Below are 24,377 nucleotides of genomic sequence, written 5' to 3'. Positions count from 1 at the left end.
CCCATGCCGCAATAAGCGCGTCTCGTCGCATTGCCTCATCCCCCGATGATCAAGAAGCGAGGCAACCATAGGTATCACTGAAGAAGAGTGTCAATCCCGGTCGGACGAGCCCCTCCGGCTAACCGGTCTGCCTTCGGTCGAGGGAGTCGACCAGGCGGCGGGCCGCCGCGTACGGGTCGAGCCGCCCGCCCGCCACCTCGGCGGCCAGGTCCGGCAGGGACGTGCCCTCGCGCAGCGAGCCCAGCCGGGCCCGCAGTTCGCCCAGCGCGATCGCCTCCACCTCGGCGGCGGCCCGGGCCTCGCGGCGGTGGCGCAGGGTGCCGGACTCGACGAGCCAGGCGCGGTGCTTGTCGACGGCGCCGAGCACGTCGTCGATGCCCTCGCCCTTGGCGGCGACCGCGCGCACGACCTGCGGACGCCAGTCGCCGGCCGCGCGTTCGCCGAGGCCCAGCATGCCCTGGATGTCGCGGTAGGTGGCGTCGGCGCCGGGGCGGTCGGCCTTGTTGACGACGAACACGTCGGCGATCTCCAGGATGCCCGCCTTGACGGCCTGGATGGCGTCGCCCATGCCGGGGGCCAGCAGCACCAGCGTGGTGTCGGCGAGCGAGGCGATCTCGACCTCGGCCTGGCCGACGCCGACGGTCTCGACGAGCACCACGTCGCAGCCGGCGCCCTCCAGCACGCGGACGGCCTGCGGGGTGGCCGCGGCGAGGCCGCCGAGGTGGCCGCGGCTGGACATGGAGCGGATGTAGACGCCGTCGTCGGTGGCGTGGTCCTGCATCCGGACGCGGTCGCCGAGGATGGCGCCGCCGGTGAACGGGCTGGACGGGTCGACGGCGAGCACGCCGACCCGGCGGCCGTCGGCGCGCAGGGCGCGGACCAGTTCGTTGGTGGTGGTGGACTTGCCGACGCCGGGCGAGCCGGTCAGCCCGAGCACCTGGGCGCGGCCGGTGTACGGGGCCAGCGCGGCCGCCACCTCGGGCAGCCGCGGGTCGCCGTCCTCGACGAGCGAGATGAGCCGGGCGACGGCCCGGTGGTCCCCCTCGCGGGCCCGGCCGACCAGCTCGGGGACGCCGGCCCGCCTCACGGCACCCGGATGATCAGCGCGTCGCCCTGGCCGCCGCCGCCGCACAGGCCGGCCGCCCCGGTGCCGCCGCCGCGCCGGCGCAGCTCGTGGGCGAGCGTGAGCACCAGCCGGGCGCCGGACATGCCGATGGGGTGGCCGAGCGCGATGGCGCCGCCGTTGACGTTGACGATCTCGTCGGTGACGCCGAGGTCGCGCATCGACTCCAGGACGACCTGGGCGAACGCCTCGTTGATCTCGATCAGGTCGAGGTCGGCCACGTCGAGCTTCGCCTTGCCGAGGGCGTGCCGGATGGCGGCGGCGGGCTGCAGGTGCAGGCTGTTGTCGGGGCCGGCCACGTTGCCGTGCGCGACGATCTCGGCCAGCCAGGTGAGGCCGAGCCGCTCGGCGCGTTCGCGGCTCATGACGACGACGGCGGCGGCGCCGTCGGTGATCGGCGAGGCGTTGCCGGCGGTGATGGTGCCCTGCGGGTCGAACGCGGGCCGCAGCGCGCCCAGGGTCTCGACGGTGGCGTCGGGGCGGATGCCCTCGTCCTCGGTGACGGTCGGGTCGCTCGCGCGCTGGCCGGCGGGGACGGCGACGATCTCCTCGGCGAAGAAGCCGTTCTTCTGGGCGGCGGCGGCGCGCTGGTGGCTGGCGGCGGCGAAGGCGTCCTGCTCGGCGCGGCCGATGCCGAGCCGCCCGCCGCCGTTCTCGGTGAGCGCGCCCATCGAGCAGGCGTCCCAGGCGTCGACGAGGCCGTCGTGGGCCATGTGGTCGACGACCCGGCCGTCGCCGAACTTGGTGCCGCGCCGGAAGCCGGGCAGCAGGTGCGGGGCGTTGGTCATCGACTCCATGCCGCCGGCGACGACGACCTCGAACTCGCCGGCGCGGATGAGCTGGTCGGCGAGCGCGATGGCGTCGAGGCCGGACAGGCACACCTTGTTGACGGTCACGGCGGGCACGGTCATCGGCACCCCGGCGGCGACGGCGGCCTGGCGGGCGGTGATCTGCCCGGCGCCGGCCTGCAGGACGTGGCCCATGATCACGTACTCGACGTCGGCGGGGGCGACGCCGGCGCGCTCCAGCGCCCCGGCGATGGCGGCCCCGCCCAGCGTGGTGGCCGGGACGTTCTTGAGGTTGCCCAGCAACCGGCCCATCGGGGTGCGCGCCCCGCTGACGATGACCGAGCTACCCACGCTGACCAGCCTCCCCGGCGACAACCTTAACGATGGTTAGGTACACACTATCCGCATGGCCGATTCCACCCTGCCCGACGTCGGCGTGCTGCGCATCGACCACGTCGGGATCGCCGTGCCGGACCTCGACGCGGCGGTCGCGTTCCATTCCACCGCGTTCGGGCTGCGCGAGGTGCACCGGGAGGTCAACGCCGAGCAGGGCGTGGCCGAGGCGATGCTGGCGGCGGACTCCGGCGGCGCCCGCGTGCAGCTGCTGGCGCCGCTGACCCCCGACTCCCCCATCGCCCGGTTCATCGGGCGCTCGGGGCCGGGGCTGCAGCAGCTCGCCTACACCGTGGCCGACGTGGAGGCGGCCGCGGCGGCGCTGCGGGCCCGCGGGCTGCGCCTGCTGTACGACGAGCCGCGGCGCGGGACGGCCGGGTCGCGGATCAACTTCGTGCACCCCAAGGACGTGGGTGGCGTGCTGGTCGAACTGGTCGAACCGGCTGTCTGATTCGTACCCCTTGGGGGTGAAAGATCCTGACTGAACACCCCAGACCTGGCAGGATCCTCTCAACCGGACAGAACGTCCGCCCCCTCCGCGCATCAGGCCGCCTGCCTGCCCGTCTCGAAGCCGGCCACCCGGCCGAACGGGCCATCACCCCGTCCACCTGCCACGTTGGACGGCACGAACAGTCGAGGTCTGCCCTTGCGTGCCTGGGGGGGTCGTCTGCGAGGATGGCGCGATGCCCCAGCAGCACGATGCCAACCTCGCGTTTTTCGACAGCGCGAACTCCCAGACCGACTTCACCGTCGTTCTGCGCGGATACGACCGCGGCCAGGTCGATCAGTTCCTGGGCCGGCTCACCGCCAAGATCAACCAGGCGGACCAGACCAAGGCCGAGTACGAGCAGCGGATGAACGACGCCCAGCGTCGCCTCCGCCAGTCCGAGCAGCGGATGGCCGCGCTCGAGCAGAAGCTCGCCGAGAGCACCAAGCTGCTCGAGGAGAACAACCGGCCGACGCTGTCGGGGCTGGGCACCCGCGTGGAGCAGATCCTGCGGCTGGCCGAGGAGCAGGCCAACGACCACCGGGGCGAGGCCAAGCGGGAGTCCGAGGGCATCCTCTCCGCGGCGCGCCTCGAGGCCCGCGAGATCACCGACAAGGCGCGCGCCGAGGCCGCCGCCATGAAGGCGACCGCGGAGCGCGAGGCCGGCCAGGTCCGCACGCACGCCGAGCGCGAGGCGGCCGAGGTGCGGGTCCAGGCCCGCCGCGAGGCCGACACGCTGCGCTCGGACGCCGACCGCGAGACCAAGCAGCTGCGCACGGTCACCGCGCACGAGGTCGCTGAGCTGAAGTCCACCGTCGAGCGCGAGGTCGCGTCGCTGCGCGCCACCGCCGAGCGGGAGATCACCCAGCTGCGCGCCAAGGCCGCCCGCGAGGCCGAGGAGAAGCGCGCCGAGGCCACCAAGATGCTCACCGACGCCCGCGACAAGCGCGACAAGGACCTGCAGGCCCTGCAGCTCGAGGTCGCCGAGCGCCGCGAGAAGGCGGAGCGCGAGGAGGCCGAGCGGCACGCCGCCCAGGTCAGCGCCACGCAGAAGATGGTCGCCGAGGCCGAGGAGCGCGCCCGCGCCGCCGAGGACCGCGCCAAGGAGATCGAGCAGCGCGCCGAGAGCCGCCGCGTCGAGAGCGAGCGCACCGCCAACGAGACGGTCGAGCGCGCCCGCGCCCTGGCCGAGAAGACGGTCGCCGAGGCCCGCAGCGAGGCCCAGCGCCTGCTCAGCGAGTCCCGCACCGAGGCGGAGCTGACCACGCAGGCGGCCCGCCGCGAGGTCGAGGACCTGACCCGCCAGAAGGACGCGGTCACGTCGCAGCTCGGCCAGATGCTCTCCGGCCTGGCCGGCATCGTGCCGACCGTCGGCCCGGGCGCGAAGGGCGACGCGAAGGGCGAGGGCGCGGCCCCCGCGCAGCGCGCCGCCGCCGCCGTCGAGGCCGTCGCGGCGGCCGTCGCGGAGGCACAGAAGGACCCGGCCGAGGTGGCCGGCAAGCAGGACGGCGGGGGCAAGGCGGAGGCCAAGACCACCTCCTAGGCCCCGCTGTCGGGGAAAGTTCGCACGTGCGGGCCGTACTGGGGGTTTCTCCGGTACGGCCCGATCGTTTTCCACGCGGCGGACTGAAATGCGACATATCGGATGCGGTCTGGCAGGCCGGTGTGTATCCCCGCGTCGCGGGAAAACGGGTATGTGAGGATGGAAAGCATGTCGCACGGCGGAGAACTGTTCGATCTCGGCGCGGACACGGCTTCCGAGCCCACCTTCGAGACCCAGTTGCGGGGGTACGACAAGAAGCAGGTGGACCTCTGGGTGGCCGACGTCCACCGCGCGGTCGACACCCTGCAGGTCGAGGTGCAACGGGAGTACGCGCGGGCCAACGGGCTCGCGGAGCAGGTGGAACAGCTCCAGCAGGACCTCGTCCAGGCCCGGCGTGAGCGCAGTGCCGACAGCGGCGTGTCGTACCGCCACCTCGGCCCCCGCGTCGAGCACATCCTCACCCTCGCCGAGGAGCAGGCCGAGGAGATCAAGGCGAACGCCACCGCGGCCCTCGCGGCCGAGCGCGCCGAGGTCGCCAAGATCCGCGCCGACGCCGAGGAGGCGGCCGCCACCGCCATGCGCGACTTCGAGGTCGCGCTCGCCGCCCGCCGCGCGCAGGAGGAGAAGGCCGACAACGAGCGGCGCCAGGCCGCCGAGGCCCAGCTGGCCGCTCAGCGCCAGGCCGCCGAGAAGATGCGCGCCGAGGCCGAGGCCGTGCTCACCCGCGCCCGCGCGGAGGCCAAGCAGCTCACCGACCAGACCGCCGCCCAGGTCCAGCGCACCCGCGCCGAGACCGAGGGATACGTCAACTCCACCCGCACGCAGACGCAGCAGGAGATCCGCACCTGGCGCGAGGCCGCCGAGAAGGAGATCACCGAGCAGCGCGCGAACCACGAGCGCGAGGTCGGCGAGCGGCGCGCCGCGGTGGAGCACGAGCTCAACCAGCGCCGGCAGGGCGTCGTGCAGGAGCTGGCCCAGCTGCGCACCGGCGTCGAGGAGCAGTGCGCGGCGCTGCGCGCCGAGGCCGACGCGTACACCGAGCAGAAGCTGAAGGCCGCCGAAGAGGCTGCCGAGGCCGCCGACAAGGAGCTGGCCGCCAAGCGCGAGCAGATCACCGCCGCGCAGCAGGAGGTCGAGGCCGCCAAGGCCGCCGTCGCCGAGGCGAAGACCGCCGCCACGGCCGGCGAGCGCGAGACCGAGCGGGTGCGCCAGCGCCTCGCCGAGGTCAAGAAGGAACTCGAGGGCGAGCTGTCCCGGCTGGCCGAGGCCAAGCGCGGCGTCGAGGCCGCCGAGCGCAAGGCCGTCGAGGTGCGCCGGGCCATGCAGAAGGAGGTCAAGCGGGTCCGCGACATGTTCGCCGCCGCGACCTCCGGCCCGGACGAGGACGACGCCGACGACTCCGGCGAGTCCGGCGACGACGACAAGCCCGCACCAGCCGCCGCCGCCGCCCCGGTGACGCCGGCGGCGCCCGCAGCGTCCGCAGCGCCCGCCGCCCCGGCCGCCCCCGCGGCCACCGCTGGGGCCAAGGCGGCGCCCGCGCCGAAGCCGGCCGGGCCGCCCGTGCCCGGCACCGGTGGCACCCCGACGAAGGTCACCGCGTCCGTCAAGGTCACCCACCGCCCCGACGGCACCATCGCCGCGCGCCCGCCGGCCGAGCGGGTCAGCGCCGACGCCGACTGAGGCACGCACCGGATCGGTGTGACACGCCGTCACCCGGGGTACGGGTGGCGGCGGGTCCGGCCGACCGATAACGTCCGGGCGGAGACATGATCACGGTGGCCGCACGGGCACCGTCCGCTGTGGAGGTGCCCGGGTGTCCGAGGACGAGCCGACCAAGCGCGAGGAACCGGCCCCGGCCGACCCCGCGGACCAGGGCGACCAGGCCGTCGTGGCGGCCGGCCCCTCGGCCACCCAGCCCCCGCCGCCCACCCCGTCCGGCGGCCACCCGCACGACCCGCACGCCGGGCGCTTCGGCGAGCCGGGCCGGCCGTTCCACCGCAACCCGTTCAACGTCGGCTTCCTCGGCGGGCTCGGCCTGCTGCTGGCGTACGGCGTCTTCACCGGCCTGCGCAACGCGGCGTCGATCCTCGTCCTGATCTTCGTGGCGCTGTTCCTCGCGGTCGGCCTCAACCCGGCCGTGACCCGGCTGCGCCAGTGGGGCATGCCGCGCGGGTTCGCCGTGCTGACCGTGACGATCGGCATCCTGCTGCTGTTCTGCGGCGGCCTGTTCGCGCTCATCCCGCCGCTCATCACCCAGACCGGCGAGCTGATCAACAACGCGCCCGACTTCATCCGCAGCCTGCAGCGCAACCAGGCCATCAACGACCTGGTCGAGCGGTACGACGTCGTCCAGCGGGTGCAGGGCGCCCTGAACGCCGGCACGGTCACCAACGCGCTCGGCGGCGTGGTCGGCGGCGCCCGGCTGCTGTTCGGCACGATCTTCAACGTCCTGACCGTGCTCGTGCTGACGATCTACTTCATGGCGGCGTTCGACCGGATCAAGCGCGCCGGCTACCGGCTGGTGCCGGCGTCGCGCCGCGAGCGCGTCGAGCTGCTCGGCGACGAGATCCTCGCCAAGGTCGGCGCGTACATGGTGGGCGCGCTGGCGATCGCCGTGCTGGCCGGCGTCAGCACCTTCGTGTTCGCGCTGATCGTCGGGCTGGCGTACCCGTTCGCGCTGGCCGTCGTCGTCGCCATCACCGACCTGATCCCGCAGATCGGCGCCACCCTCGGCGCGGTCATCATCTCGATCGTCGGCTTCGCGACGTCGCTGACGGCCGGCATCGCCTGCGTGATCTTCTTCCTGATCTACCAGCAGGTCGAGAACTACCTCATCTACCCGAAGGTGATGAAGCGCTCCGTCGAGGTCAGCGACGTGGCGGCCGTGGTGGCCGCGCTCGTCGGCGTGGGCCTGTTCGGGGTGCTCGGCGCCCTGATCGCCATCCCGATGGTGGCGGGCGTGCAGCTGATCCTGCGCGAGGTCGTCAACCCGAGCATGGACCGCCGCTGACGGTCACAGCCCCTCGGGCGGCGGGACGTCGGCGAACGCGGCGACCGTGCGGTCGGCGTACGCGCTGGCGTCCCCGGACTCCATCGGCCCGTCCCAGGTGCGCGGCAGCGGCGTCGGCACGTCCGGGGCGACGATGCGGACCACCTCGTCCAGCACCGTCTCCGCGTCGCCGACCCACAGGTGCTTCGCGCCGTCCACCCCGATGACGGTGGCCTGCGGGATGGCCGCGAACCGCTCGGCCGCCGCGGGCGGCTGCAGGTAGTCGTCGTGCTCGGGCACCAGCGCGGTGACCGGCTTGCCGGACCGCGCCCACACGGCCAGGTCGGCCGGCTCGGAGAAGCGCAGCGGCGGCGACAGCAGGATCGCCCCGGTCACCGCCGGGTCGCACCCGTGCTTGAGCGCCAGGTCGGTGCCGAACGACCAGCCCAGCAGCCACAGGTTCGGCAGCTCGGCGAACTCGGCGTACTCGATGGCGGCGGCCACGTCGAAGCGCTCCCCGACGGCCGAGTCGAACGCGCCCTCGCTGGTGCCGCGCACGCTGCCGGTGCCCCGGGTGTTGAACCGCAGCACCGCCACCCCGGCCAGGGCGGGCAGCCGCCACGCCGCCTTGCGGAACACGTGGCTGTCCATCATGCCGCCGTGCGTGGGCAGCGGGTGCAGGCAGACGAGGGTGGCGACCGGCGGCCGGTCGGCCGGGACGGCCAGCTCGCCCACCAGGGTCAGGCCGTCGGCCGTGTGCAGCTCGATGTCCTCCCGGGTGGCGGGCAGGATCGAGTTCGCGCGGATCGGGGTGCTCACGGGGATCAACCGTAACGGGGCGCGCTGCGCGAGCGCAGCACACCCGGCGCCCGCCGGTCGCGGGCCCGCCAGCAGCCGGTGTGCCAGTGCCGCCGGTCGGTGAGGTCGCCGCGGTCGTCCGCGGGCCACGCCACCACGTGCACGACCTGCGGCCGGATCTCCTGGTCGCACCCCGGGCACCGGTACGTCTTGGGCGAGTTGCCCACCTGCCGCACGAGGAACTCGCCGTCGTGCCACTGCTGCACGGCGTCGACGCCGCGGCGGGCGCCCTCGGCGTCCACCTCGCGGCGGTCGTCGCGCCTGGCGCGGTTCCGGCGGGGGCTCACGTCCTCCAGCGTAGGGGGGCGCCGGTCACGGCGTCGGGGCCGGCGTGGGCGCCGGCGGCGGGGGCGCGGCGGGGTCCCGGCGGAACGCGGCCGGCAGGTCCGTCCAGGGTCGCCGCCGCCGGCGGGGTCCCGGGGCCGCAACGCCGGACCCGGACGGGCGACGGCCGCCCGGCCGGCCCGGCGGGCGGGGCGTCGGCTAGCGTCGGCCGGCATGCGGACCGTCGTCATCACCGGGGTGTCCCGCGGCCTGGGGGCCGCCCTCGCCGCGCAGCTGCGGGCGCGCGGTGACCGGGTCGTCGGGGTGGGCCGGTCCGCCGCCGACCTGACCGCCGACCTGGCCGACCCGGCGCAGGTGCCGACGGCGGCCGACCTGGCGCCGCTGCTGGAGGACGCCGACGAGGTGGCGCTGGTGCACAACGCCGCCGTCGTGGAGCCGATCGGGCCGGTCGGGACGCTGGGCGCGGACGCGCTGGCGAACGCCGTCGCGGTGAACCTGACCGCGCCGATGGTGCTGACCGACGCGTTCCTCGCGGCCGTGCCGGCCGAGGCGTCGCGGGTGACCGTGGTGTTCGTCTCGTCGGGGGCGGCGCACCGGGTGGTCGAGCACTGGGCGGCGTACTCGGCGACGAAGCGGGCCGGCGAGTTCTTCCTGGAGGTGCTGGCCGCCGAGGCGGCCCGGCGCGATCCGCGGGTGACGGTGGCGAGCGTGAATCCGGGCGTGATGGACACCGGCATGCAGGCGGAGGTGCGTTCCTCGGAGTTCCCGGCCCGGGAGCGGTATCAGCGGCTGCACGAGGCGGGCGAGCTGCCCGATCCGGCCGAGGTCGCCGCGCGGATCGTCGCCGAGCACCTTACCGGCGGGTAGAAAGCGAAATAGACTCGCGACATGACGGCGACGCGTACCCCGGGAATGCCCGTGATCGACGACGGCACGCTGGTGTCCACGAACCCGGCGACCGGCGCCGAGGCCGGTCGCGTCCCGGTCAGCGACGAGGCCGCCGTCGCGGCCGCGGTCGAGCGGGCCCGCACGGCCGCGTCGTGGTGGCAGCAGCTGGGGTACGACGGGCGGCGCACCCGCCTGCTGCGCTGGCGCGCGCTGATGGCCGAGCGGGTCACCGAGCTGGCCGCGCTCGTGCACGCCGAGACCGGCAAGCCGGAGGCGGAGGCGATCGTCGAGGCGGCCGGCGCGCTGGAGCACGTCGACTGGGCCGCCCGCAACGCGCGGCGGGTGCTCGGGCCGCGCCGGGTGCGCACCCGGCTGGTGCTGGCCGAGCACGGCGCCCACCTGGAGTACCAGCCGTTCGGGGTGGTCGGCGTCATCGGGCCGTGGAACTACCCCGTCCTGACCCCGTGCGGGCCGATCAGCAGCGCGCTCGCCGCCGGCAACGCGGTCGTGCTCAAGCCGTCGGAGTACACGCCGCTGACCGGGCAGTGGCTGGCCGACACGTTCGCCGAGGCGGTGCCCGAGCAGCCGGTGCTGCAGGCCGTGCACGGGCTCGGCGACACCGGCGCCGCGCTGTGCCGCGCGGGCGTCGGCAAGGTGTCGTTCACCGGCTCCACCGCCACCGCGAAGAAGGTCATGGCGACCTGCGCGGAGACGCTGACCCCCGTGGTGCTGGAGGGGGGCGGCAAGGACGCGCTCATCGTGGACGCCGACGCGGACGTCGCCGCGGCCGCCGAGGCCATCGTCTGGGGCGCCATGACGAACGCCGGCCAGACCTGCATCGGCATCGAGCGGGTGTACGCGGTGGAGCCCGTCTACGACGCCGTCGTCGCCGCCGTGGTGGAGAAGGCGGGGCGGCTGACCGTCGGCGTCGAGGACACCGCCGACTACGGCCCGATCACCATGCCCGGCCAGGTCGAGGTCATCCGCCGGCACATCGCCGACGCCCTGGAGCGCGGCGGCCGGGCGGTGCTCGGCGGCCTCGACGCGGTGCGGCCGCCGTTCGTGCACCCCACCGTGCTGGTCGACGTCCCGGAGGACTCCGCGGCCGTGCGCGAGGAGACGTTCGGGCCCACCGTCACCATCGCCAAGGTGCGCGACGTCGACGAGGCCGTGGCCCGCGCGAACGCCCTGCCGTACGGGCTGGGCGGCGCCGTCTTCGGCCGGGCCCGGGCGGTCGCGGCGGCGCGGCGGCTGCGCAGCGGCATGACATCGGTCAACTCGGTGCTCACCTACGTCGGCATGTCGTCGCTGCCGTTCGGCGGCGTGGGCGACTCGGGCTTCGGGCGCATCCACGGCGACGACGGCCTGCGCGAGTTCTCCCGGTCGAAGGCGATCACCACCCGCCGCGGCCCGACGCTGCTGCCCGCGATGACGTTCGAGCGCACCCCCGCCCAGGTGGCCCGCCTGGTCAAGGCCATCCGGCTGCTGTACGGCCGGAGCCGCTGACCCGCACTGCTAGCGTCGTCCGGGTGGATCAACCCGCGATCGAGGTGCGCGACCTGGTGGTCGGCTACGGCTCGGCCCCCGTGCTCGACGGCCTGTCGCTGGAGGTGCCGCGCGGCACGGCCACGTGCGTCATCGGCGAGAACGGCGCCGGCAAGTCCACTCTGCTGCGCACCGTGTCGGGGCTGCAGCGACCGGAGGCCGGCTCCGTGCTGGTGCTGGGCCGCGAACCGGGCACCGACGCCGAGCACTGGCGGCAGGTGGTGACCACGGTGGAGCCGCCGAGCTGGTACCCCGGGCTGACCGCCCGCGAGCACGCCGAGCTGGTCACCCGCGCGCACGGCCTGGACGACGGCGACGCCGCGGCCGAGCGGGCGTTCGAGCTGCTCGGCCTCGCCGGGCACGAGGACAGCATGCCGACGTCGCTGTCGAGCGGGCAGAAGCAGCGGCTGACGCTGGCGATGGCGTTCGTGCGGCCCAGCCGGGTGCTGATCCTCGACGAGCCGGAGCAGCGCCTCGACCCGGACGCGCGGTCGCTGGTCGCGGGCCTGCTGCGCGACTACGTGGCCGGCGGCGGCACCGTGCTGCTGGCCAGCCACGACGAGAAGTTCGCCGCGGGCACCGGTGCGCTGGTCACGTCCGTCGCGGAGCTCTGCGGGCCGTGACGGCCGTCGCGCTCGCGCCGGTCCGCCACTGGATCCGCCGCCGCCAGGCCGCGCACCTCGACGCCGGCTCCGCGCTCGGCAACCTGTACTTCGCCGCCCTGCTGGCCGCCGTGCTCGTGGGGATGTTCTGGCCCACCGTCGGGGCCGTGTTCTGGCCGGCCGCGCCCACCGGCACCCGGCTGACGGCCGTCGGGGTGCCGCTGGTGTGCGCGGGCGCGCTGCACCTGGCGCTGCGCCAGCTCGGCCCGCTGGTGATCAGCCGCCCGGCCGCGTCGTGGCTGCTCACCGCCCCGGTGTCGCGGCGGGCGCTGCTGGGCGCCCCGGCCCGCGCCGTCGCCGCGGCGGGCGCCGCCGCCGGGGCCGCGGCCGGCTTCGCCACGGCCAGCCAGGTGACGGCCCGGCCCACACCGGCCGCCGTGCTGCTGCTGACGTGCGCCGCCGGGGCGCTCACCGCCGTGCTGCTGGTGGCGCTGGGCACGGTCGCGCAGCGCCGCCCCGGCCTGGCCCGCGGCGCCGACCTGGTGGCGTACCTGGCGGTGACGGCGGGCGCGGCCGGCATGGTGGTCGAGCGCACCGGCCCGCCGGCCGCCGCGGGCGCGGGACCGGGCGAGGGGCCGCTGCGGTACGCGGTGCTCGCGCTGCTGGCCGCCGTGCTGGTGCTCGCCACGTGGGCGTACCGGCGGCTCGACCGCACCCCGGCCGACGTGCTGCTCGCCGCGTCCCGCGCCGCGGGCACGGTGGCCGACTCGGCGCTGACCGGCCAGCCGTCGTTCCTGCAGGAGCTGGCGGAGCAGCGGTACTGGACGAGCCGCCGCTGGCGGTCCGCGCCGCTGCCGCGGCGGGTGCCCGTGCTCACCGCGCAGGACCTGCGCCTGCTGGGCCGCAAGCGCCGCCGGCTCGCCTGGCTGGCCGCCGCCACCCTCGCCCCGGCGGCCCTCATGGACGGCTCCCGGATCCTGCTCGCCGTCGCGGTGCTGCTCGGCGCGATGGTCGCCGCGTCCACCACGGTCGCGTCGGTGCGCACCGACGCCAACCCGGCGGTGCTGCGCCTGCTCGCCGTCACCGCGCGCGAGGCCGTGGTGGCCCGCCTGTGGGTGCCGGTGGCGCTGGGCTCGCTGTGGGCGGCCGCCGCGCTGCTGCTGCTCGGCCTGCTCGGCGCGCTGCCCGCCGGGCCGTGGTGGGCGCTCGGCCTGGCGCTGGGCCCGGCCGCGGCGGCCGCGGCGGTGCGCCGGGCGCGGATGGGCCTGGTGCAGAACGGCCTGCTGCCGATCGACACCCCGATGGGCAGCCTGGAGACCGGGCCGGTGCTGGCCATGGTCGTCGGCTACGACCTGCTGGTGCTGTTCGGCGTGCCCACGCTCGTGCTGGTCGCCACCGGCAGCCCGCTCGGCTGGCAGAACGTGCTGTGGCAGGCGCTGATCGCCGGCGGCGGCCTGGTCGCCTACGCCCGCACGTCCACCTCGGCGACCGAGACGGACCTGCGGGCCCGGGGCTGAGGCGCGCCTCCTATCCTTGTCGCCATGGACGAGAACCCGTTGGACGCCGCGGACGCCGAGGCGGGTTTCGCCGGACTGGGCCTGCGCCCCGAGCTGCTGCGCGCCCTGACCAACCTCGGCTACGAGGAGCCCACGCCGATCCAGCAGGGCGCCATCCCGCCGCTGGTGGCGGGCCACGACCTCGTCGGGCAGGCCGCGACGGGCACCGGCAAGACGGCCGCGTTCGCGCTGCCGGTCCTGCACGGGCTGAGCACCGGCAGCCGCGACGGCGGGCCCGCCGCGCTCGTCCTCGTGCCGACCCGCGAACTCGCCGAGCAGGTGTCGCAGGCCGTCCACCGCTACGGCCGCGACCTGGGCGTGCGCGTCCTGCCGGTGTACGGCGGGCAGCCGATCGGCCGCCAGCTTCAGGCGTTGCAGCGCGGGGTGGACGTCGTCGTCGGCACGCCGGGCCGGGTGCTCGACCACATCACCCGGGAGACCCTGCGCCTCGGCGACGTGCGCACCGTCGTGCTCGACGAGGCCGACGAGATGCTCGACATGGGCTTCGCCGAGGACATCGAGGCGATCCTCGCCGAGACCCCCGCCGAGCGGCAGACAGTGCTGTTCTCCGCCACGATGCCGCCGCGCATCGACAGCATCGCCCGCCGCCACCTGCGCGAGCCGGTGCGCATCACGATGGGCCGCGAGACCACCGCGCCCGGCGACATGCCGCGGGTGCGGCAGAGCGCGTACGTCGTCGCCCGGCCGCACAAGCCGGCCGCCCTGGGCCGCATCCTCGACGTGGAGGCCCCGTCGGCGGCGATCGTCTTCTGCCGCACGCGCGAGGAGGTCGACCAGGTCACCGAGACGCTGAACGGCCGGGGCTACCGGGCCGAGGCGCTGCACGGCGGCATGAGCCAGGACCAGCGCGACCGGGTCATGGGCCGCCTGCGCGGCGGCAGCACCGAGCTGCTGGTCGCCACCGACGTGGCGGCGCGCGGCCTCGACGTCGAGCAGCTCACCCACGTCATCAACTTCAACGTGCCGGCGGCCCCCGAGGCGTACGTGCACCGCATCGGCCGGGTCGGCCGGGCCGGGCGCGAGGGCTCTGCGATCACGCTGGCCGAGCCGCGCGAGCAGCGCATGCTCAAGGCGATCGAGCGGCTCACCGGCCAGCGCATCACCCTGGAGAAGCTGCCGACGGTGACGGACCTGCGGGCCCGCCGCCTGGAGCTGACCCGCGCCGCCCTGCAGGCCAGCCTGGAGACCGACGACCTGGAGCGTTTCCGGGTCGTCATCGACTCCCTCACCGACGAGTTCGACGTCGAGAACGTCGCCCTGGCCGCGGTGAAGCTGCTGCACGAGGCGGCCGGCGGGGACGTCGACGAGGAGGAGATCCCGTCGGCGGCGCTGCCGCCGCGCGGCCGCGATCCGCAGGACCGCGACAGCCGCGACAGCCGCCGCGGCGGCGGCGGGCGCGACAACCCCGCCGCGGCCGGGGTGGCCCGGCTGTTCTTCGGCATCGGCCGGCGGGCCGGGCTGCGCCCGCAGGACCTGGTCGGCGCGATCGCCGGCGAGTCCGGGCTCAGCTCGCGCGAGATCGGCGCCATCCAGATCACCGACCGCTTCGCGCTGGTGGAGGTGCCGGAACCGGCCGCCGACATGGTCATCGCGGCCATGCAGCGCAGCACCATCCGGGGCCGCCGCCCGACGGTGCGCCGCGAGCGCTACGCCCGCTAGTACGGGGGCGCCAGCGCCTCCAGCTCGCGGGCGCGCAGCGCCATCAGGATGTCGGCGCGCACCAGGTCGGCGGGGGCGGACACCCGCAGCGCCTCGGTGATCTGGCGCATCCGGTAGGTGACCGTGTTGTCGTGCAGGTCGAGGCTGACCGCGGTGGCCCGGGTGGACAGCCCGCACCGCAGGTAGGTGTCCAGCGTCGCCACCAGCTGCGGCCGGCCCAGGATCGGCCCGAGGGCGCTGCGCACCACCTGGCGGGAGTCGAGCGGGTTCTCCAGCAGCAGCACGTCGGCGGCCACCGCCGCGAACTCCACGACCCCGGCGGCGGGCGGGCGGCGGCGCCCCACCTCCAGGGCGGCCATGGCCTCCCGGCACGACCCGGCCACCTCGCCGAACCGGGGCCGGGGCAGCCCGACGCCGACGACGAACGCGTCCCGCCGCGACCGCTGCACGACCCGGCCGAGCACGTCGGTCAGGCCGGGCACCTCCGGGGCGACGATGACCGCGACGTCGCCGCGCGACCCGACGACCGTCCGGCTGTGCAGCTTGGGGCGGATCGCGTCGAGCACGAGCCGCTGCGCCCGGTCGAGCAGGTGCCGGTCGTCGTCGCGCAGGCCGCGCACGGCCAGGGCGCGGTGCGGCTCCTGCACGGCCACGCCGACCAGCCGGGCGCGCTCCTCGATGACCAGCGGGTCGAGCCGCTCCGCGCCGGTGAGCCGGGACACCAGGTCGGTGGCGATCTGCTCCAGGTGCGCGGCGACCTCGGTGCGGGTGCGGCGGTACGCCTCGGTCGACGCGGCCGTCAGCACGTCGATGGCGGCCGCGAGGTCGCGGGCGACCTGCCGGTGCTCCTCGGCGGTGAGCGGCGGGTCGACGGCGGCCAGCCAGGCGAAGACCTCGCGCTCGGCCTTGTGCCACGACGTCACCACCGCCTCGATGGGCACGCCCTGAATGGCGCGGCGCTCCCCCAGCTGGGCGGCGGTGGTCAGCTCGTCGTCGAGCGGGGCGCGGCGTTCCGCGACGGCGAGCAGCAGCGTGCGGATGTTCGGGGTGATCGTGCCGGCGAGGTCGTCGAGGTCCATGCGGTCCTCGTCATAGCCCGGCAACTGGCGCCACACATCGGCGACCAGAACCCGGGCGATGTCGGAAACCTGGCCGACAAGGCCGTGTGCTCGTTGTGGCACATCCACAAGAAGTCCCCGCCCAACTTCCGGTTTCGCGAGGTAGCGCCGCCGCGACCCCTCCCCGATTATGTGGTGAATCGCCAATGGCGGCCAGCCTCGGATTGGGGAATGCGATGTCCGTCGAGGAACCACCGGTTCGTACCAGGGAAGAGAACATCGCCGAGGCCATGGACGACCATGCCCTCGAGCCGGTACCCCCGTCGCGGCGCAAGCCGCTCCTCCAGCTGATCGTGGTGCAGGTCGGCTGGAACATCAGCGTCAGCAGCTTCCTGGTCGGCGGGGTGGTCGGCTCCGGCACCTCGTTCGGCGAGGGCATGGCCGCCATCGCGCTCGGCAACCTGGTGCTGGCGGTCGTCGCCTCGCTCATCGGGCTCATCGGCTTCCGCACCGGCCTGACCAGCTACCTGTCGTCGCGGGCCGTGTTCGGCAGCGCCGGCTCGGTCGGCGTCTCCATCGTGCTGGGCGTCGTGGCGATGGGCTTCATCGGCGTGCTCATGGACACCTGGGGCGGCGCGGTGAACAAGCTCATCCCCGCCATCCCGTCGGGGGTGTTCGTCGTCGCCTTCGCGCTGGCCATCCTCACCACGGCGATCTTCGGCTTCAAGGGGCTGCACAAGTTCTCCGCGATCGCCGTGCCCGTGCAGGTCGCCATCGGCGTGTTCGCGCTGTTCCGGATCGGCAGCCTCGACGGCGGCTTCGGCGAGGTCTTCGCCGTCGAGCCGGCGAAGGCGATCGGGTTCTCGGCGGCGATCAGCGCCGTCATCGCGACGTGGATCACCGGCGCCGCGCTGGTGTCCGACGTCCAGCGGTACGCGCTGCGGGCCCGCGACGTGGTGATCTCCTGCTTCCTGAGCTTCGTCGTCGGCGTCGGCATCTTCGAGACCATCGCCACCGTCTCGGCGATGAAGGTGGGCAACAGCAACTTCGTCGTCGTCATGCAGGGCCTGGGCCTGCTGGCGCCCGCCGCCGTGCTGCTGTTCCTGGCGCTGTGGAACACCGCGGACAACAACATCTACTCGGCGTCGCTGGCGTTCACGTCGGCGTCGAACCTGCTCAAGGCGAAGATCAGGAAGCCGGTGTGGACGGTCGTCGCGGTCGTCATCGCCGTCGGCATCGCGTTCCTCGGCCTGGCCGACCAGTTCGGCAAGTTCCTCGGCGTGATCGGGGTGGTGGTGCCGCCGTTCGCGGGCCTGCTCATCGCCCACTTCTGGGTGGTGCAGCGCCGGGCGGCCGGCGCGACGGTCCTGCGGGACGTGCCGGCCGTGCGGTGGGAGGCCGTGGCGTGCTGGATCGTCGCCGCGCTCATCGCCTACTACGCCGAGTTCCTGCTGGTGAACGCGATCGAGGGGCTGGTCTCCGGCTTCGTGCTGTACGCGCTGGCCGGCCTGGCCATGCGCCGGGTGCGCCCGGCCCGGCCGGTGGAGGCGTGATGCGGTTCGGCCTGGGCGTGCCGACGGGCACCGAGGGACTCATGTACGCCGTGCCGTACGCCGACATCGACCAGGCGGTCGAGCTGGCGCGGGCCGCCGAGCGGCTGGGCTTCGAGTCGGTCTGGGGCAACGACCACGTCACGACCCAGCGCTACGTGCGCGGCGACTTCGACCGGCCGCCGCGCTACTACGACCCGTTCGCCTACTTCAGCTACGTCGCCGCGGTCACCGAACGGGTCCGGCTCGGCACGGCGATCATGGTGCTGCCGTTCCGGCACCCGGTCGTGGCGGCCAAGCAGGTGGCGACGCTCGACCACCTGTCGCACGGGCGGGCGGTGCTCGGCGTGGGCATCGGCGCCTACCGGGAGGAGTTCGAGGCGATGCAGCCGGGCGCGAAGCGCCTGCACCGCGGCGAGCACGCCGAGGAGGCCATCGTGGCCCTGCGCAGCCTGTTCACCGAGCGCCGGTCCAGCTTCACCGGCAAGTGGGTGGAGTTCGCCGACGTGGAGAGCTACCCGAAGCCGGTGCAGGAGCGGCTGCCGATCCTGTCCGGCGGCAACTCCCCCGGCTCGCGGTCGCGCGCGGCGCGGCTGGCGGACGGCTGGTTGCCCGCGTGCCTGTCGGCGGGCGAGGTGCGCGCGGGCCTCGGGTCCATCCGGGACGAGGCGGAGCAGCACGGCCGCCGGCTGCCGGACGACTTCGACGTGGCGCTGCAGGTGTGCGTGAGCGTCGCGCCGACCCGGGAGCAGGCGTGGCGGCGCTTCGAGTCGTCGCAGCTGTTCAACCACCTGGTGTCGCTGTCGAAGACCACGCTGAAGGACCAGGGCGTGGCGGACCTGATGACCCGCAACCTCATCGGCACGCCGCAGGACATCGCGGAGCAGGTCGAGGCGTACCGGGAGGCGGGGGTGACGACGATGGCGGCGCTGCTGTTCGCGGCCGACTCCGTCGACGAGACGCTCGACGCGATGGCGCAGTTCAGCGGCGAGGTCATCGGGGCGGTGGCACCGTGACCGGGCTCCTGACGACGGCGGCGGCCCTCCCGCCGGCGCCGGACGTCGACCTGGGCGAGCTGGCGGCGCAGCGGCTCGCCCGGCTGCGGTCCGTGCTGGCGGCCGCCCCGTACGACGCCGTCGTGCTGACCGAGCCGGAGAGCGTCCTGTACGCCACCGGCTACCGCAGCATGCCCGGCCAGGTGTTCCGGACCCACCGGATCGCGGCCGTCGTGACCGGCGACGACCTGTGGCTGGTCTGCCCGGCCGCGGACGCGCCCGCCGCCGCCGCGGCCGGCATCGCCGTCGACCGGCTGGTGCCGTTCGGCCGCTTCTACGTCGAGGCGGGCACCGGCGCGGCCGTGCCGGGCGACCACCACGACATCGCCGCCATGGCGGACCGCAACCCCGACCTGACCGCGGCGCTGCGGTCGGTGCTCGGGGCGCTGCCGGCCGGCGCCCGCGTCGCGCAGGAGGACGCCACCCCGCTGGTGGCACAGGCCCGGTCGCGCAAGCTGCCGGCCGAGGTCGCGATGCTCCGGTACGCCGCCCGGCTGTCCGAGGCGGCGGTCGAGGCGGCCGTGGCGGCCGCCGCCCCCGGCGTCACCGAGCGCGAGCTGGCTGCCGCCATCGCCGGCACGATGGTGGCCGGCGGCGGCGACCCCCGGTTCGTCGTCGCCACGACGGGCGAGCGCAGCGCCCTCGCCGACGTCGTGCCCACCGACCGGCGCTGGCAGCCCGGCGAGACCGCCCGCTTCGACGTGGGCTGCGTGGTCGGCGGCTACTGGTCCGACATCGGCCGCACCGCCGTGCTGGGCGAGCCGGACGAGCGCCAGCTCGCCGTCTACGCGGCCGTGTACGCGGGCGAGCAGGCGCAGCTCGACCTGGCCCGGCCCGGCGTCACCGCCGCCGAGCTGTTCCGGGCCGGGCTCGACGGCACCGGCGCGCACGTGCCCCGGTACCGCCGCCAGCACTGCGGCCACGGCATCGGCCTGAGCATCTACGAGCCGCCGGTCATCGCGCCGGACGTCGACGCCACCCTGGAGCCGGGGATGACGTTCTGCTTCGAGACGCCGTACTACGAGCTGGGCTGGGGCGGCATGATGATCGAGGACACCGTGGTCGTGACGGAGGACGGGACCGAGATGCTCTGCTCCGGCCGCCGCGAGCTGCTCGTGGTGCCCGCGTGAGCGCCTACACCGGCCGGCTGCGGTGCGTGCGCTGCGGCGGCGAGCACCCCGACCCGTCGCTGGAGCTGGTCGGCGCGGGCTGCCCGGCGTGCGCCGCCGACGGCGTCCCGGCGAACATCCTGCCCGGCTACGACCTCACCGGCCTGACGGCGCTGCCGGTCGACGCCGCGCAGCCGGGGCTGTTCCGGTACCGCGCCCTGCTGCCGCTCGCCGCCGGCACCGCCCCCGTCAGCCTCGGCGAGGGCGGCACCCCCGTCGTGGAGCTGCCGCAGCTCGCCGAGCGCACCGGGGTGGCGCGGGTGTGGGTGAAGGACGAGAGCCGCAACCCCACCTGGTCCTACAAGGACCGGCTCGCCGCGGTGGCGGTCACCAAGGCGGTCGAGGTGGGCGCCGAGACCGTCGTGGTGGCCAGCACCGGCAACCACGGGGCCGCCGTCGCCGCGTACGCCGCCCGGGCCGGGCTGCGCTGCGTCGTGCTCACGCTCGCCTCGGTGCCCGCGACGATGAAGACGCTCATGCAGTCGTACGGCGCCGACGTGGTGGCCCTGGAGCGCCCGCCGGACCGGTGGTCGCTGATGCGCGACCTGGTGGCCGCCCGCGGCTGGATGGCCATGTCCGGCTTCGCCTACCCGCCCGCCGGGTCCAACCCGTACGGCGTCGACGGCTACAAGACCATCGCGTACGAGCTCGTCGAGCAGCTGCCCCGGCCGCCCGACGTGGTCGTCGTCCCGGTGGCGTACGGCGACGGGCTGGCCGGCATCGCCCGCGGCTTCGCCGACCTGGCCGCGCTCGGCGTCATCGAGCGGGCGCCGCGGCTGCTGGCGGCCGAGCCGTTCGGCCCGCTCGCCGAGGCCCTGGCCACGGGCGCGGCGACGGCCGGCCCGGTGCCCGTGCGACCCTCGGTGTCGTTCTCCACGGCGTCGCCGTTCGGCACCCAGCAGAGCCTCGCCGCCCTGCGCGCCGCCGGCGGCGCCGCCGTGGCGACCCCCGACGACGAGGAGATCATGGCGACGCAGCTCCAGCTGGCCCGCGAGTCCGGCGTCTACCTGGAGGCGTCCAGCGTCACCGCCGTCGTGGCGCTGGCCGCCGCGCGCGCCGCCGGCACGGTGCGCCCGGACGACACGGTCGTCGTCGTCGGCACCTCCACCGGCCTCAAGGACGTCGGCGCCACCGCCGCCCGGCTGCCCGAGGTGCCGCTGATCGTCCCGACGATCGGCGCCCTCGACGACGCGCTGGCCGGCGCGCCGGCCGCGAGGCCGGCCGGATGAGGACGGCGTTCTCCATCTCCGGCCACCGCGACTCGGCCGGCGCGGTCCGGGCCGCCGTCGCCGCCGAGGCCGCCGGCTTCGACGACGTGTGGCTCACCGAGGACTACGTCGAGCGCGGCGCGTTCGCGCTGGCCGGCGCGATCGCGGCCCGCACGTCGCGGGTCCGGGTCGGCATCGGCGTGGTCAACCCGTGGACCCGGCACCCCGTGCTGACCGCGATGGAGTTCGCCACCCTCGACGAGCTCAGCGGCGGCCGCGCCGTCCTCGGCCTCGGCGCCAGCAACGAGCACTGGATGACCGGCCGCCTCGGCATCCCGTTCCACCGGCCGCTGGCCCGCACCCTGGAGGCCCTCACCCTGACCCGGCGGCTGCTCACCGGCGAGCCCGTCAGCTTCCACGGCGAGTTCCACGACGTGGAGGCCCGCCTGTCGTTCACGCCGATCCGCCCCGACCCGCCCATCGTGCTGGGCGTCAAGGGCCCGCAGGCGATCGCCCGCGGCGGCCCGCTCGCCGACGGCCTGCTGCTGTCCATCCTGGCCGGACCCGCGTACGTCCGGTGGGTCCGCGACCAGGTCGGCCCCGGCGTGGAACTCTCGGCGTACGTCGCCCTGGCCGTCGGCGACGACCCGGCGGCCGCCCGCGACCGCATCCGCCCCATGGTCGCCACCTTCCTGGGCGTCCACGGCGACCACGTCATCACCCGGCAGGCCGGCGTCGGCCCGGACCTGGCGGCCCGCTTCCGCGAGGGCTGGCGCACCGGCGCCCCCCGCACCGACCTGGTCACCGACGCCCTGCTCGACGAGGTCGCGGCGGCGGGCACGGTGACCGACACGGCCCGCGCCTTCGACCGCCTGGAGGCGGCGGGCCTGGACGTCGCCGTCGTCCGCGACGACCCGGCGGTCGACCCGGCCGAGACGATGCACCAGGCGGACGCCACCATGCGCGCCCGGGGGTGGGGGTCGCCGGCGTAACCGGTGGGGCGACATCCCGCCGGACCGTCCGTCCTCGACCGCCGGCCGCGCTGGAGGGTCCGTCATCCTGAACAGCGTGAGCATGGATGCGAGCGACACGACCGGCGGCATGGACGCCGAGGACGGCGTAGCCCGCCGCGAGGGCCGGCACCGAGTACGGCTGGATCGGCCCGGGCAGCTCGCCGGGGCGCTGCTCGGCTTCGCCGTCGGCATGACCGTCAACCTGGCCACCGACGACTTCGGTTATCCCGGCCTGATCACCGCACTGATGGCCTCCGCCGTTCTCTTCACGGCATCGTGGTTGCGCCGGCTTCCCCGGCGGTCGCCCCTGGCACGTCACGCCACCCGGCTGCTGCTGGCGGCCGCGGGCCTGGCGACGCTGTCCTCGCTCATCGTTCCCTCCGCGGCGGAAGCCTGGTCCCTGGCCGCCGCGGGCGCTCTGACCGGCCTGGCGGTGCTGGTGCCCACGACCCTCGAGGACGCGGCTGCCATGCTGAGCGCCGCGACGGCCGTCGGACTCGGGGTGGCGGTCATCGGCGGCGGCATCAGCATGCTGACCGCCGGCTCCACCCTGCTGGGCTTGATGATCATCGGCTCCGGGATGGCGATCATCGGAGGCGGTATCAGCTTCCTGACCCAGAACCCTGCTCTGATGGGCTTCGCGTTCACCGGCGGTGGAGTCTTCGTCATCGGCGTCGGCACCAGCATGCTGACCGCAAACCTGACACTGACGGGGGCGGCGGTCTGCATCGGCGGAGTCGCCGTCGTGGCCGCCGGGATCAGCATGCTCACCCATCGGTGGACCCTGTTCGCCCTGGTTCTCACCGCTTCGGCCGTCGCGGTCACCGGCGTGGGAATCAGCCTCTTGGCCACGGGCGCGACGTCTCACGGCGTGGCGGGTGTCGGCGGCGGGGTCGCGGGCGCCTGCTTCGGCATCAGCCTGCTGATCGACCGGCGGACGGTGCTCGCCGTGGCGATCGCCGGCCTCGCGGTCATGTTCGTCGGCACCGGGATCGTCCTGCTCATCGACGGGCTCACGCTGCTCGGGGTGGCGGCCGTCGGCTACGGCACGGCGGGCATCGCTTTCAGCCTCGGGCCGTTCCTGCCCCGGATGGGCGACCGGGTGCGGGCCTGGCGCGACCGGCTGGTGAGCGACCCGGCCGAGTTCCCTGGCGCGGACGACACCGCAGGCGCTGCCGCTCCCGCGGCTCCCCGGCCCGGCGGGCCGACGCCCGGTCGGACCGGCGGCTGACCCTCCGCGCGCCTCCGGCGGGAGTCGCGCCGCCCGGCGGCGTCAGAAGAGGGTCAGCTCGTCGCGTTCCATGCCGCGCAGCTTGTCGTAGTCGACCACGACGCAGCGGATGCCGCGGTCGGTGGCCAGGGTGCGGGCCTGGGGCTTGATCTCCTGGGCGACGAAGACGCCGGTCACCGGGGCGAGCAGCGGGTCGCGGTTCATCAGTTCGAGGTAGCGGGTGAGCTGTTCGACGCCGTCGATGTCGCCGCGGCGCTTCACCTCGATCGCGACGGCCTTGCCGGCGGCGTCGCGGCAGAGCAGGTCGACGGGGCCGATGGCGGTCATGTACTCGCGGCGGACCAGGGTCCAGCCCTCGCCGAAGGTCTCGACGTGGGCGGCCAGCAGCTCCTGCAGGTGCGCCTCGACGCCGTCCTTGACCAGGCCCGGGTCGACGCCCAGCTCGTACGAGGTGTCCTGGAAGATCTCCTCGAGGGTGATCCGCAGTTCCTCGCCGGCCTTGTTGACGACCCGCCACACGCCGGGCGCCTCCTGCAGCTTGCAGGGCGGGCTCATCCAGTTCAGCGGCTTGTACGCCCGGTCGTCGGCGTGGATCGACACCGACCCGTCCGCCTTCACCATGAGGAGCCGGGTCGCGGTCGGCAGGTGCGCCGAGAGCCGTCCGACATAGTCCACCGAGCACCGCGCAATCACCAACCGCACCCGACGAGGGTACCCGCGCCGCCGGGCGGCACTGGACGGGCGGTGCGATCCTTGATCCGTGCTCGAAGCGCTCACCGGCACCGGCCTGGCCGCGTCCGCCGGACTCAACGCCTACATCCCGCTCGTCCTGCTGGGCGCGCTGTCGCGCTGGACCGGGCTGGTCGACCTGCCGGCCGGCTGGCAGTGGCTGGGCAACGGCTGGGTGCTGACCATCCTCGTCGTCCTGCTGGCGATCGAGGTGGTGGCCGACAAGGTGCCGGTGGTGGACCACGTCAACGACGTGGTGCAGACGTTCGTCCGGCCCACGGCGGGCGGGCTGGCGTTCGGCGCGGGGTCCACGTCGGAGACGGTGACGGTGAGCGACCCGGGGGCGTTCTTCTCGTCGAACCAGTGGGTGCCGATCGTGGCGGGCGTCCTCATCGCGCTGTCGGTGCACGGGGTGAAGGCGGCGGCCCGGCCGGTGGTGAACACGACCACGGCGGGGGTCGGGGCGCCGGTGGCCAGCACGGCGGAGGACATCGGCAGTGTGCTGGTGTCGGTGGCGGCGATCGTCTTCCCGCTGCTGGTGATCGTCGGGTTGCTCGTGCTGGTGTGGTTCGCGGTGTGGATCGCCCGCCGCCGATCCCGCCGCCGGGCTCGATCGTCTGTTTGACT

The 24,377-nt window shown here is 74.9% G+C and carries 22 protein-coding genes; 16 read left to right on the top strand and 6 right to left on the bottom strand.

Annotated features, from left to right (window positions below):
• Window positions 1-118 precede the first annotated feature (118 nt).
• A complete protein-coding gene (gene meaB / locus Sya03_RS03290) occupies window positions 119-1,087 on the bottom strand; it encodes a methylmalonyl Co-A mutase-associated GTPase MeaB (RefSeq protein WP_203936627.1) in 969 nt (322 codons plus the stop codon).
• The gene (locus Sya03_RS03285; RefSeq protein ID WP_203936626.1) at window positions 1,084-2,262 is read right to left on the bottom strand and encodes an acetyl-CoA C-acetyltransferase; all 1,179 of its coding nucleotides are present in this window, start codon (window positions 2,260-2,262) and stop codon (window positions 1,084-1,086) included. Before Sya03_RS03285 ends, meaB begins: the two co-directional genes overlap by 4 nt.
• A 55-nt stretch (window positions 2,263-2,317) precedes the next feature.
• On the opposite strand from Sya03_RS03285, the gene mce reads away from it, so the two are divergent.
• The 4 genes from mce to Sya03_RS03265 all read left to right on the top strand — a co-directional run bounded on the left by mce (window position 2,318) and on the right by Sya03_RS03265 (window position 7,344).
• Complete coding sequence (gene mce, locus Sya03_RS03280; RefSeq protein ID WP_203936625.1) at window positions 2,318-2,755, top strand: methylmalonyl-CoA epimerase; 438 nt, start codon at window positions 2,318-2,320, stop codon at window positions 2,753-2,755.
• Window positions 2,756-2,987: 232 nt separating this feature from the next.
• On the top strand, window positions 2,988-4,334 hold the full coding sequence (locus Sya03_RS03275; RefSeq protein ID WP_203936624.1) for a DivIVA domain-containing protein: 1,347 nt from the start codon (window positions 2,988-2,990) through the stop codon (window positions 4,332-4,334).
• Between the two features lie 168 nt (window positions 4,335-4,502).
• Window positions 4,503-6,014: a coiled-coil domain-containing protein gene (locus Sya03_RS03270; RefSeq protein ID WP_239107081.1), complete on the top strand. Its 1,512-nt coding sequence runs from the start codon at window positions 4,503-4,505 to the stop codon at window positions 6,012-6,014.
• Window positions 6,015-6,147: 133 nt separating this feature from the next.
• Entirely contained in the window at window positions 6,148-7,344 is a 1,197-nt protein-coding gene (locus tag Sya03_RS03265; RefSeq protein WP_203936622.1) for an AI-2E family transporter, read from the top strand.
• A 3-nt stretch (window positions 7,345-7,347) separates the two neighbouring features.
• Here Sya03_RS03265 and Sya03_RS03260 read toward each other — a convergent pair whose 3' ends face one another.
• Together Sya03_RS03260 and Sya03_RS03255 are read right to left on the bottom strand one after the other, a co-directional pair.
• Complete coding sequence (locus tag Sya03_RS03260; RefSeq protein WP_203936621.1) at window positions 7,348-8,142, bottom strand: alpha/beta hydrolase; 795 nt, start codon at window positions 8,140-8,142, stop codon at window positions 7,348-7,350.
• A gap of 5 nt (window positions 8,143-8,147) precedes the next feature.
• Window positions 8,148-8,423 (bottom strand): Rv1322 family protein, encoded by a 276-nt coding sequence (locus Sya03_RS03255; protein WP_203936695.1) that lies wholly within the window; start codon window positions 8,421-8,423, stop codon window positions 8,148-8,150.
• A 256-nt stretch (window positions 8,424-8,679) separates the two neighbouring features.
• On the opposite strand from Sya03_RS03255, the gene Sya03_RS03250 reads away from it, so the two are divergent.
• The 5 genes from Sya03_RS03250 to Sya03_RS03230 are packed head-to-tail and all read left to right on the top strand — an operon-like array spanning window position 8,680 to window position 14,737.
• The gene (locus Sya03_RS03250; RefSeq protein ID WP_203936620.1) at window positions 8,680-9,333 is read left to right on the top strand and encodes an SDR family NAD(P)-dependent oxidoreductase; all 654 of its coding nucleotides are present in this window, start codon (window positions 8,680-8,682) and stop codon (window positions 9,331-9,333) included.
• Window positions 9,334-9,354: 21 nt separating this feature from the next.
• A complete protein-coding gene (locus tag Sya03_RS03245; protein WP_203936619.1) occupies window positions 9,355-10,860 on the top strand; it encodes an aldehyde dehydrogenase family protein in 1,506 nt (501 codons plus the stop codon).
• A 23-nt stretch (window positions 10,861-10,883) separates the two neighbouring features.
• Window positions 10,884-11,522: an ABC transporter ATP-binding protein gene (locus Sya03_RS03240; RefSeq protein WP_203936618.1), complete on the top strand. Its 639-nt coding sequence runs from the start codon at window positions 10,884-10,886 to the stop codon at window positions 11,520-11,522.
• A complete protein-coding gene (locus Sya03_RS03235; protein WP_203936617.1) occupies window positions 11,519-13,018 on the top strand; it encodes a DUF6297 family protein in 1,500 nt (499 codons plus the stop codon). Before Sya03_RS03240 ends, Sya03_RS03235 begins: the two co-directional genes overlap by 4 nt.
• Before the next feature lie 24 nt (window positions 13,019-13,042).
• A complete protein-coding gene (locus tag Sya03_RS03230; protein WP_203936616.1) occupies window positions 13,043-14,737 on the top strand; it encodes a DEAD/DEAH box helicase in 1,695 nt (564 codons plus the stop codon).
• Here Sya03_RS03230 and Sya03_RS03225 read toward each other — a convergent pair.
• The gene (locus Sya03_RS03225) at window positions 14,734-15,918 is read right to left on the bottom strand and encodes a PucR family transcriptional regulator (protein WP_506347055.1); all 1,185 of its coding nucleotides are present in this window, start codon (window positions 15,916-15,918) and stop codon (window positions 14,734-14,736) included. The two genes, Sya03_RS03230 and Sya03_RS03225, sit on opposite strands and share 4 nt — an antisense overlap.
• Before the next feature lie 167 nt (window positions 15,919-16,085).
• Here Sya03_RS03225 and Sya03_RS03220 point away from each other — a divergent pair, with 167 nt between their 5' ends.
• From Sya03_RS03220 to Sya03_RS03195, 6 genes are all read left to right on the top strand, one after another.
• Entirely contained in the window at window positions 16,086-17,348 is a 1,263-nt protein-coding gene (locus tag Sya03_RS03220) for a cytosine permease (protein WP_203936614.1), read from the top strand.
• The gene (locus Sya03_RS03215) at window positions 17,348-18,361 is read left to right on the top strand and encodes an LLM class flavin-dependent oxidoreductase (RefSeq protein ID WP_203936613.1); all 1,014 of its coding nucleotides are present in this window, start codon (window positions 17,348-17,350) and stop codon (window positions 18,359-18,361) included. The genes Sya03_RS03220 and Sya03_RS03215 overlap by 1 nt, the downstream gene beginning before the upstream one ends.
• Window positions 18,358-19,530 carry a M24 family metallopeptidase gene (locus Sya03_RS03210; RefSeq protein WP_203936612.1) on the top strand — a complete coding sequence of 391 codons (1,173 nt, stop codon included), beginning with the start codon at window positions 18,358-18,360 and terminating at the stop codon, window positions 19,528-19,530. The genes Sya03_RS03215 and Sya03_RS03210 overlap by 4 nt, the downstream gene beginning before the upstream one ends.
• Window positions 19,527-20,798, top strand: coding sequence for a threonine synthase (locus Sya03_RS03205; protein ID WP_203936611.1), 1,272 nt, complete (start codon window positions 19,527-19,529; stop codon window positions 20,796-20,798). Before Sya03_RS03210 ends, Sya03_RS03205 begins: the two co-directional genes overlap by 4 nt.
• Window positions 20,795-21,769 (top strand): LLM class flavin-dependent oxidoreductase, encoded by a 975-nt coding sequence (locus tag Sya03_RS03200; protein WP_203936610.1) that lies wholly within the window; start codon window positions 20,795-20,797, stop codon window positions 21,767-21,769. Before Sya03_RS03205 ends, Sya03_RS03200 begins: the two co-directional genes overlap by 4 nt.
• A 109-nt stretch (window positions 21,770-21,878) precedes the next feature.
• Window positions 21,879-23,021: a hypothetical protein gene (locus tag Sya03_RS03195; RefSeq protein ID WP_203936609.1), complete on the top strand. Its 1,143-nt coding sequence runs from the start codon at window positions 21,879-21,881 to the stop codon at window positions 23,019-23,021.
• 42 nt (window positions 23,022-23,063) lie between these two features.
• Here the strand turns inward: Sya03_RS03195 and nucS are convergent, their stop codons facing one another.
• On the bottom strand, window positions 23,064-23,723 hold the full coding sequence (gene nucS / locus Sya03_RS03190; RefSeq protein ID WP_203936608.1) for an endonuclease NucS: 660 nt from the start codon (window positions 23,721-23,723) through the stop codon (window positions 23,064-23,066).
• A 58-nt stretch (window positions 23,724-23,781) separates the two neighbouring features.
• Between nucS and Sya03_RS03185 the strand changes: the two genes are divergently transcribed.
• Entirely contained in the window at window positions 23,782-24,375 is a 594-nt protein-coding gene (locus Sya03_RS03185) for a DUF4126 domain-containing protein (RefSeq protein ID WP_203936607.1), read from the top strand.
• The last annotated feature ends 2 nt before the right edge of the window (window positions 24,376-24,377 follow it).

This window comes from Spirilliplanes yamanashiensis (genome assembly GCF_016863475.1).
In the GTDB taxonomy this organism is placed as follows: Bacteria; Actinomycetota; Actinomycetes; order Mycobacteriales; family Micromonosporaceae; genus Spirilliplanes; species Spirilliplanes yamanashiensis.
Note: the sequence above shows the minus strand (reverse complement) of the source record. Positions and strands in the feature narration are given on the sequence as shown.

Bases quoted from the DNA above. Each gene is read 5' to 3' on its own strand.
- mce (WP_203936625.1), top strand. From the start codon at position 2,318: ATGGCCGATTCCACCCTGCCCGACGTCGGCGTGCTGCGCATCGACCAC.
- Sya03_RS03275 (WP_203936624.1), top strand. From the start codon at position 2,988: ATGCCCCAGCAGCACGATGCCAACCTCGCGTTTTTCGACAGCGCGAAC.
- Sya03_RS03270 (WP_239107081.1), top strand. From the start codon at position 4,503: ATGTCGCACGGCGGAGAACTGTTCGATCTCGGCGCGGACACGGCTTCC.
- Sya03_RS03250 (WP_203936620.1), top strand. From the start codon at position 8,680: ATGCGGACCGTCGTCATCACCGGGGTGTCCCGCGGCCTGGGGGCCGCC.
- Sya03_RS03245 (WP_203936619.1), top strand. From the start codon at position 9,355: ATGACGGCGACGCGTACCCCGGGAATGCCCGTGATCGACGACGGCACG.
- Sya03_RS03230 (WP_203936616.1), top strand. From the start codon at position 13,043: ATGGACGAGAACCCGTTGGACGCCGCGGACGCCGAGGCGGGTTTCGCC.
- Sya03_RS03220 (WP_203936614.1), top strand. From the start codon at position 16,086: ATGGACGACCATGCCCTCGAGCCGGTACCCCCGTCGCGGCGCAAGCCG.
- Sya03_RS03215 (WP_203936613.1), top strand. From the start codon at position 17,348: ATGCGGTTCGGCCTGGGCGTGCCGACGGGCACCGAGGGACTCATGTAC.
- Sya03_RS03200 (WP_203936610.1), top strand. From the start codon at position 20,795: ATGAGGACGGCGTTCTCCATCTCCGGCCACCGCGACTCGGCCGGCGCG.
- Sya03_RS03195 (WP_203936609.1), top strand. From the start codon at position 21,879: ATGGACGCCGAGGACGGCGTAGCCCGCCGCGAGGGCCGGCACCGAGTA.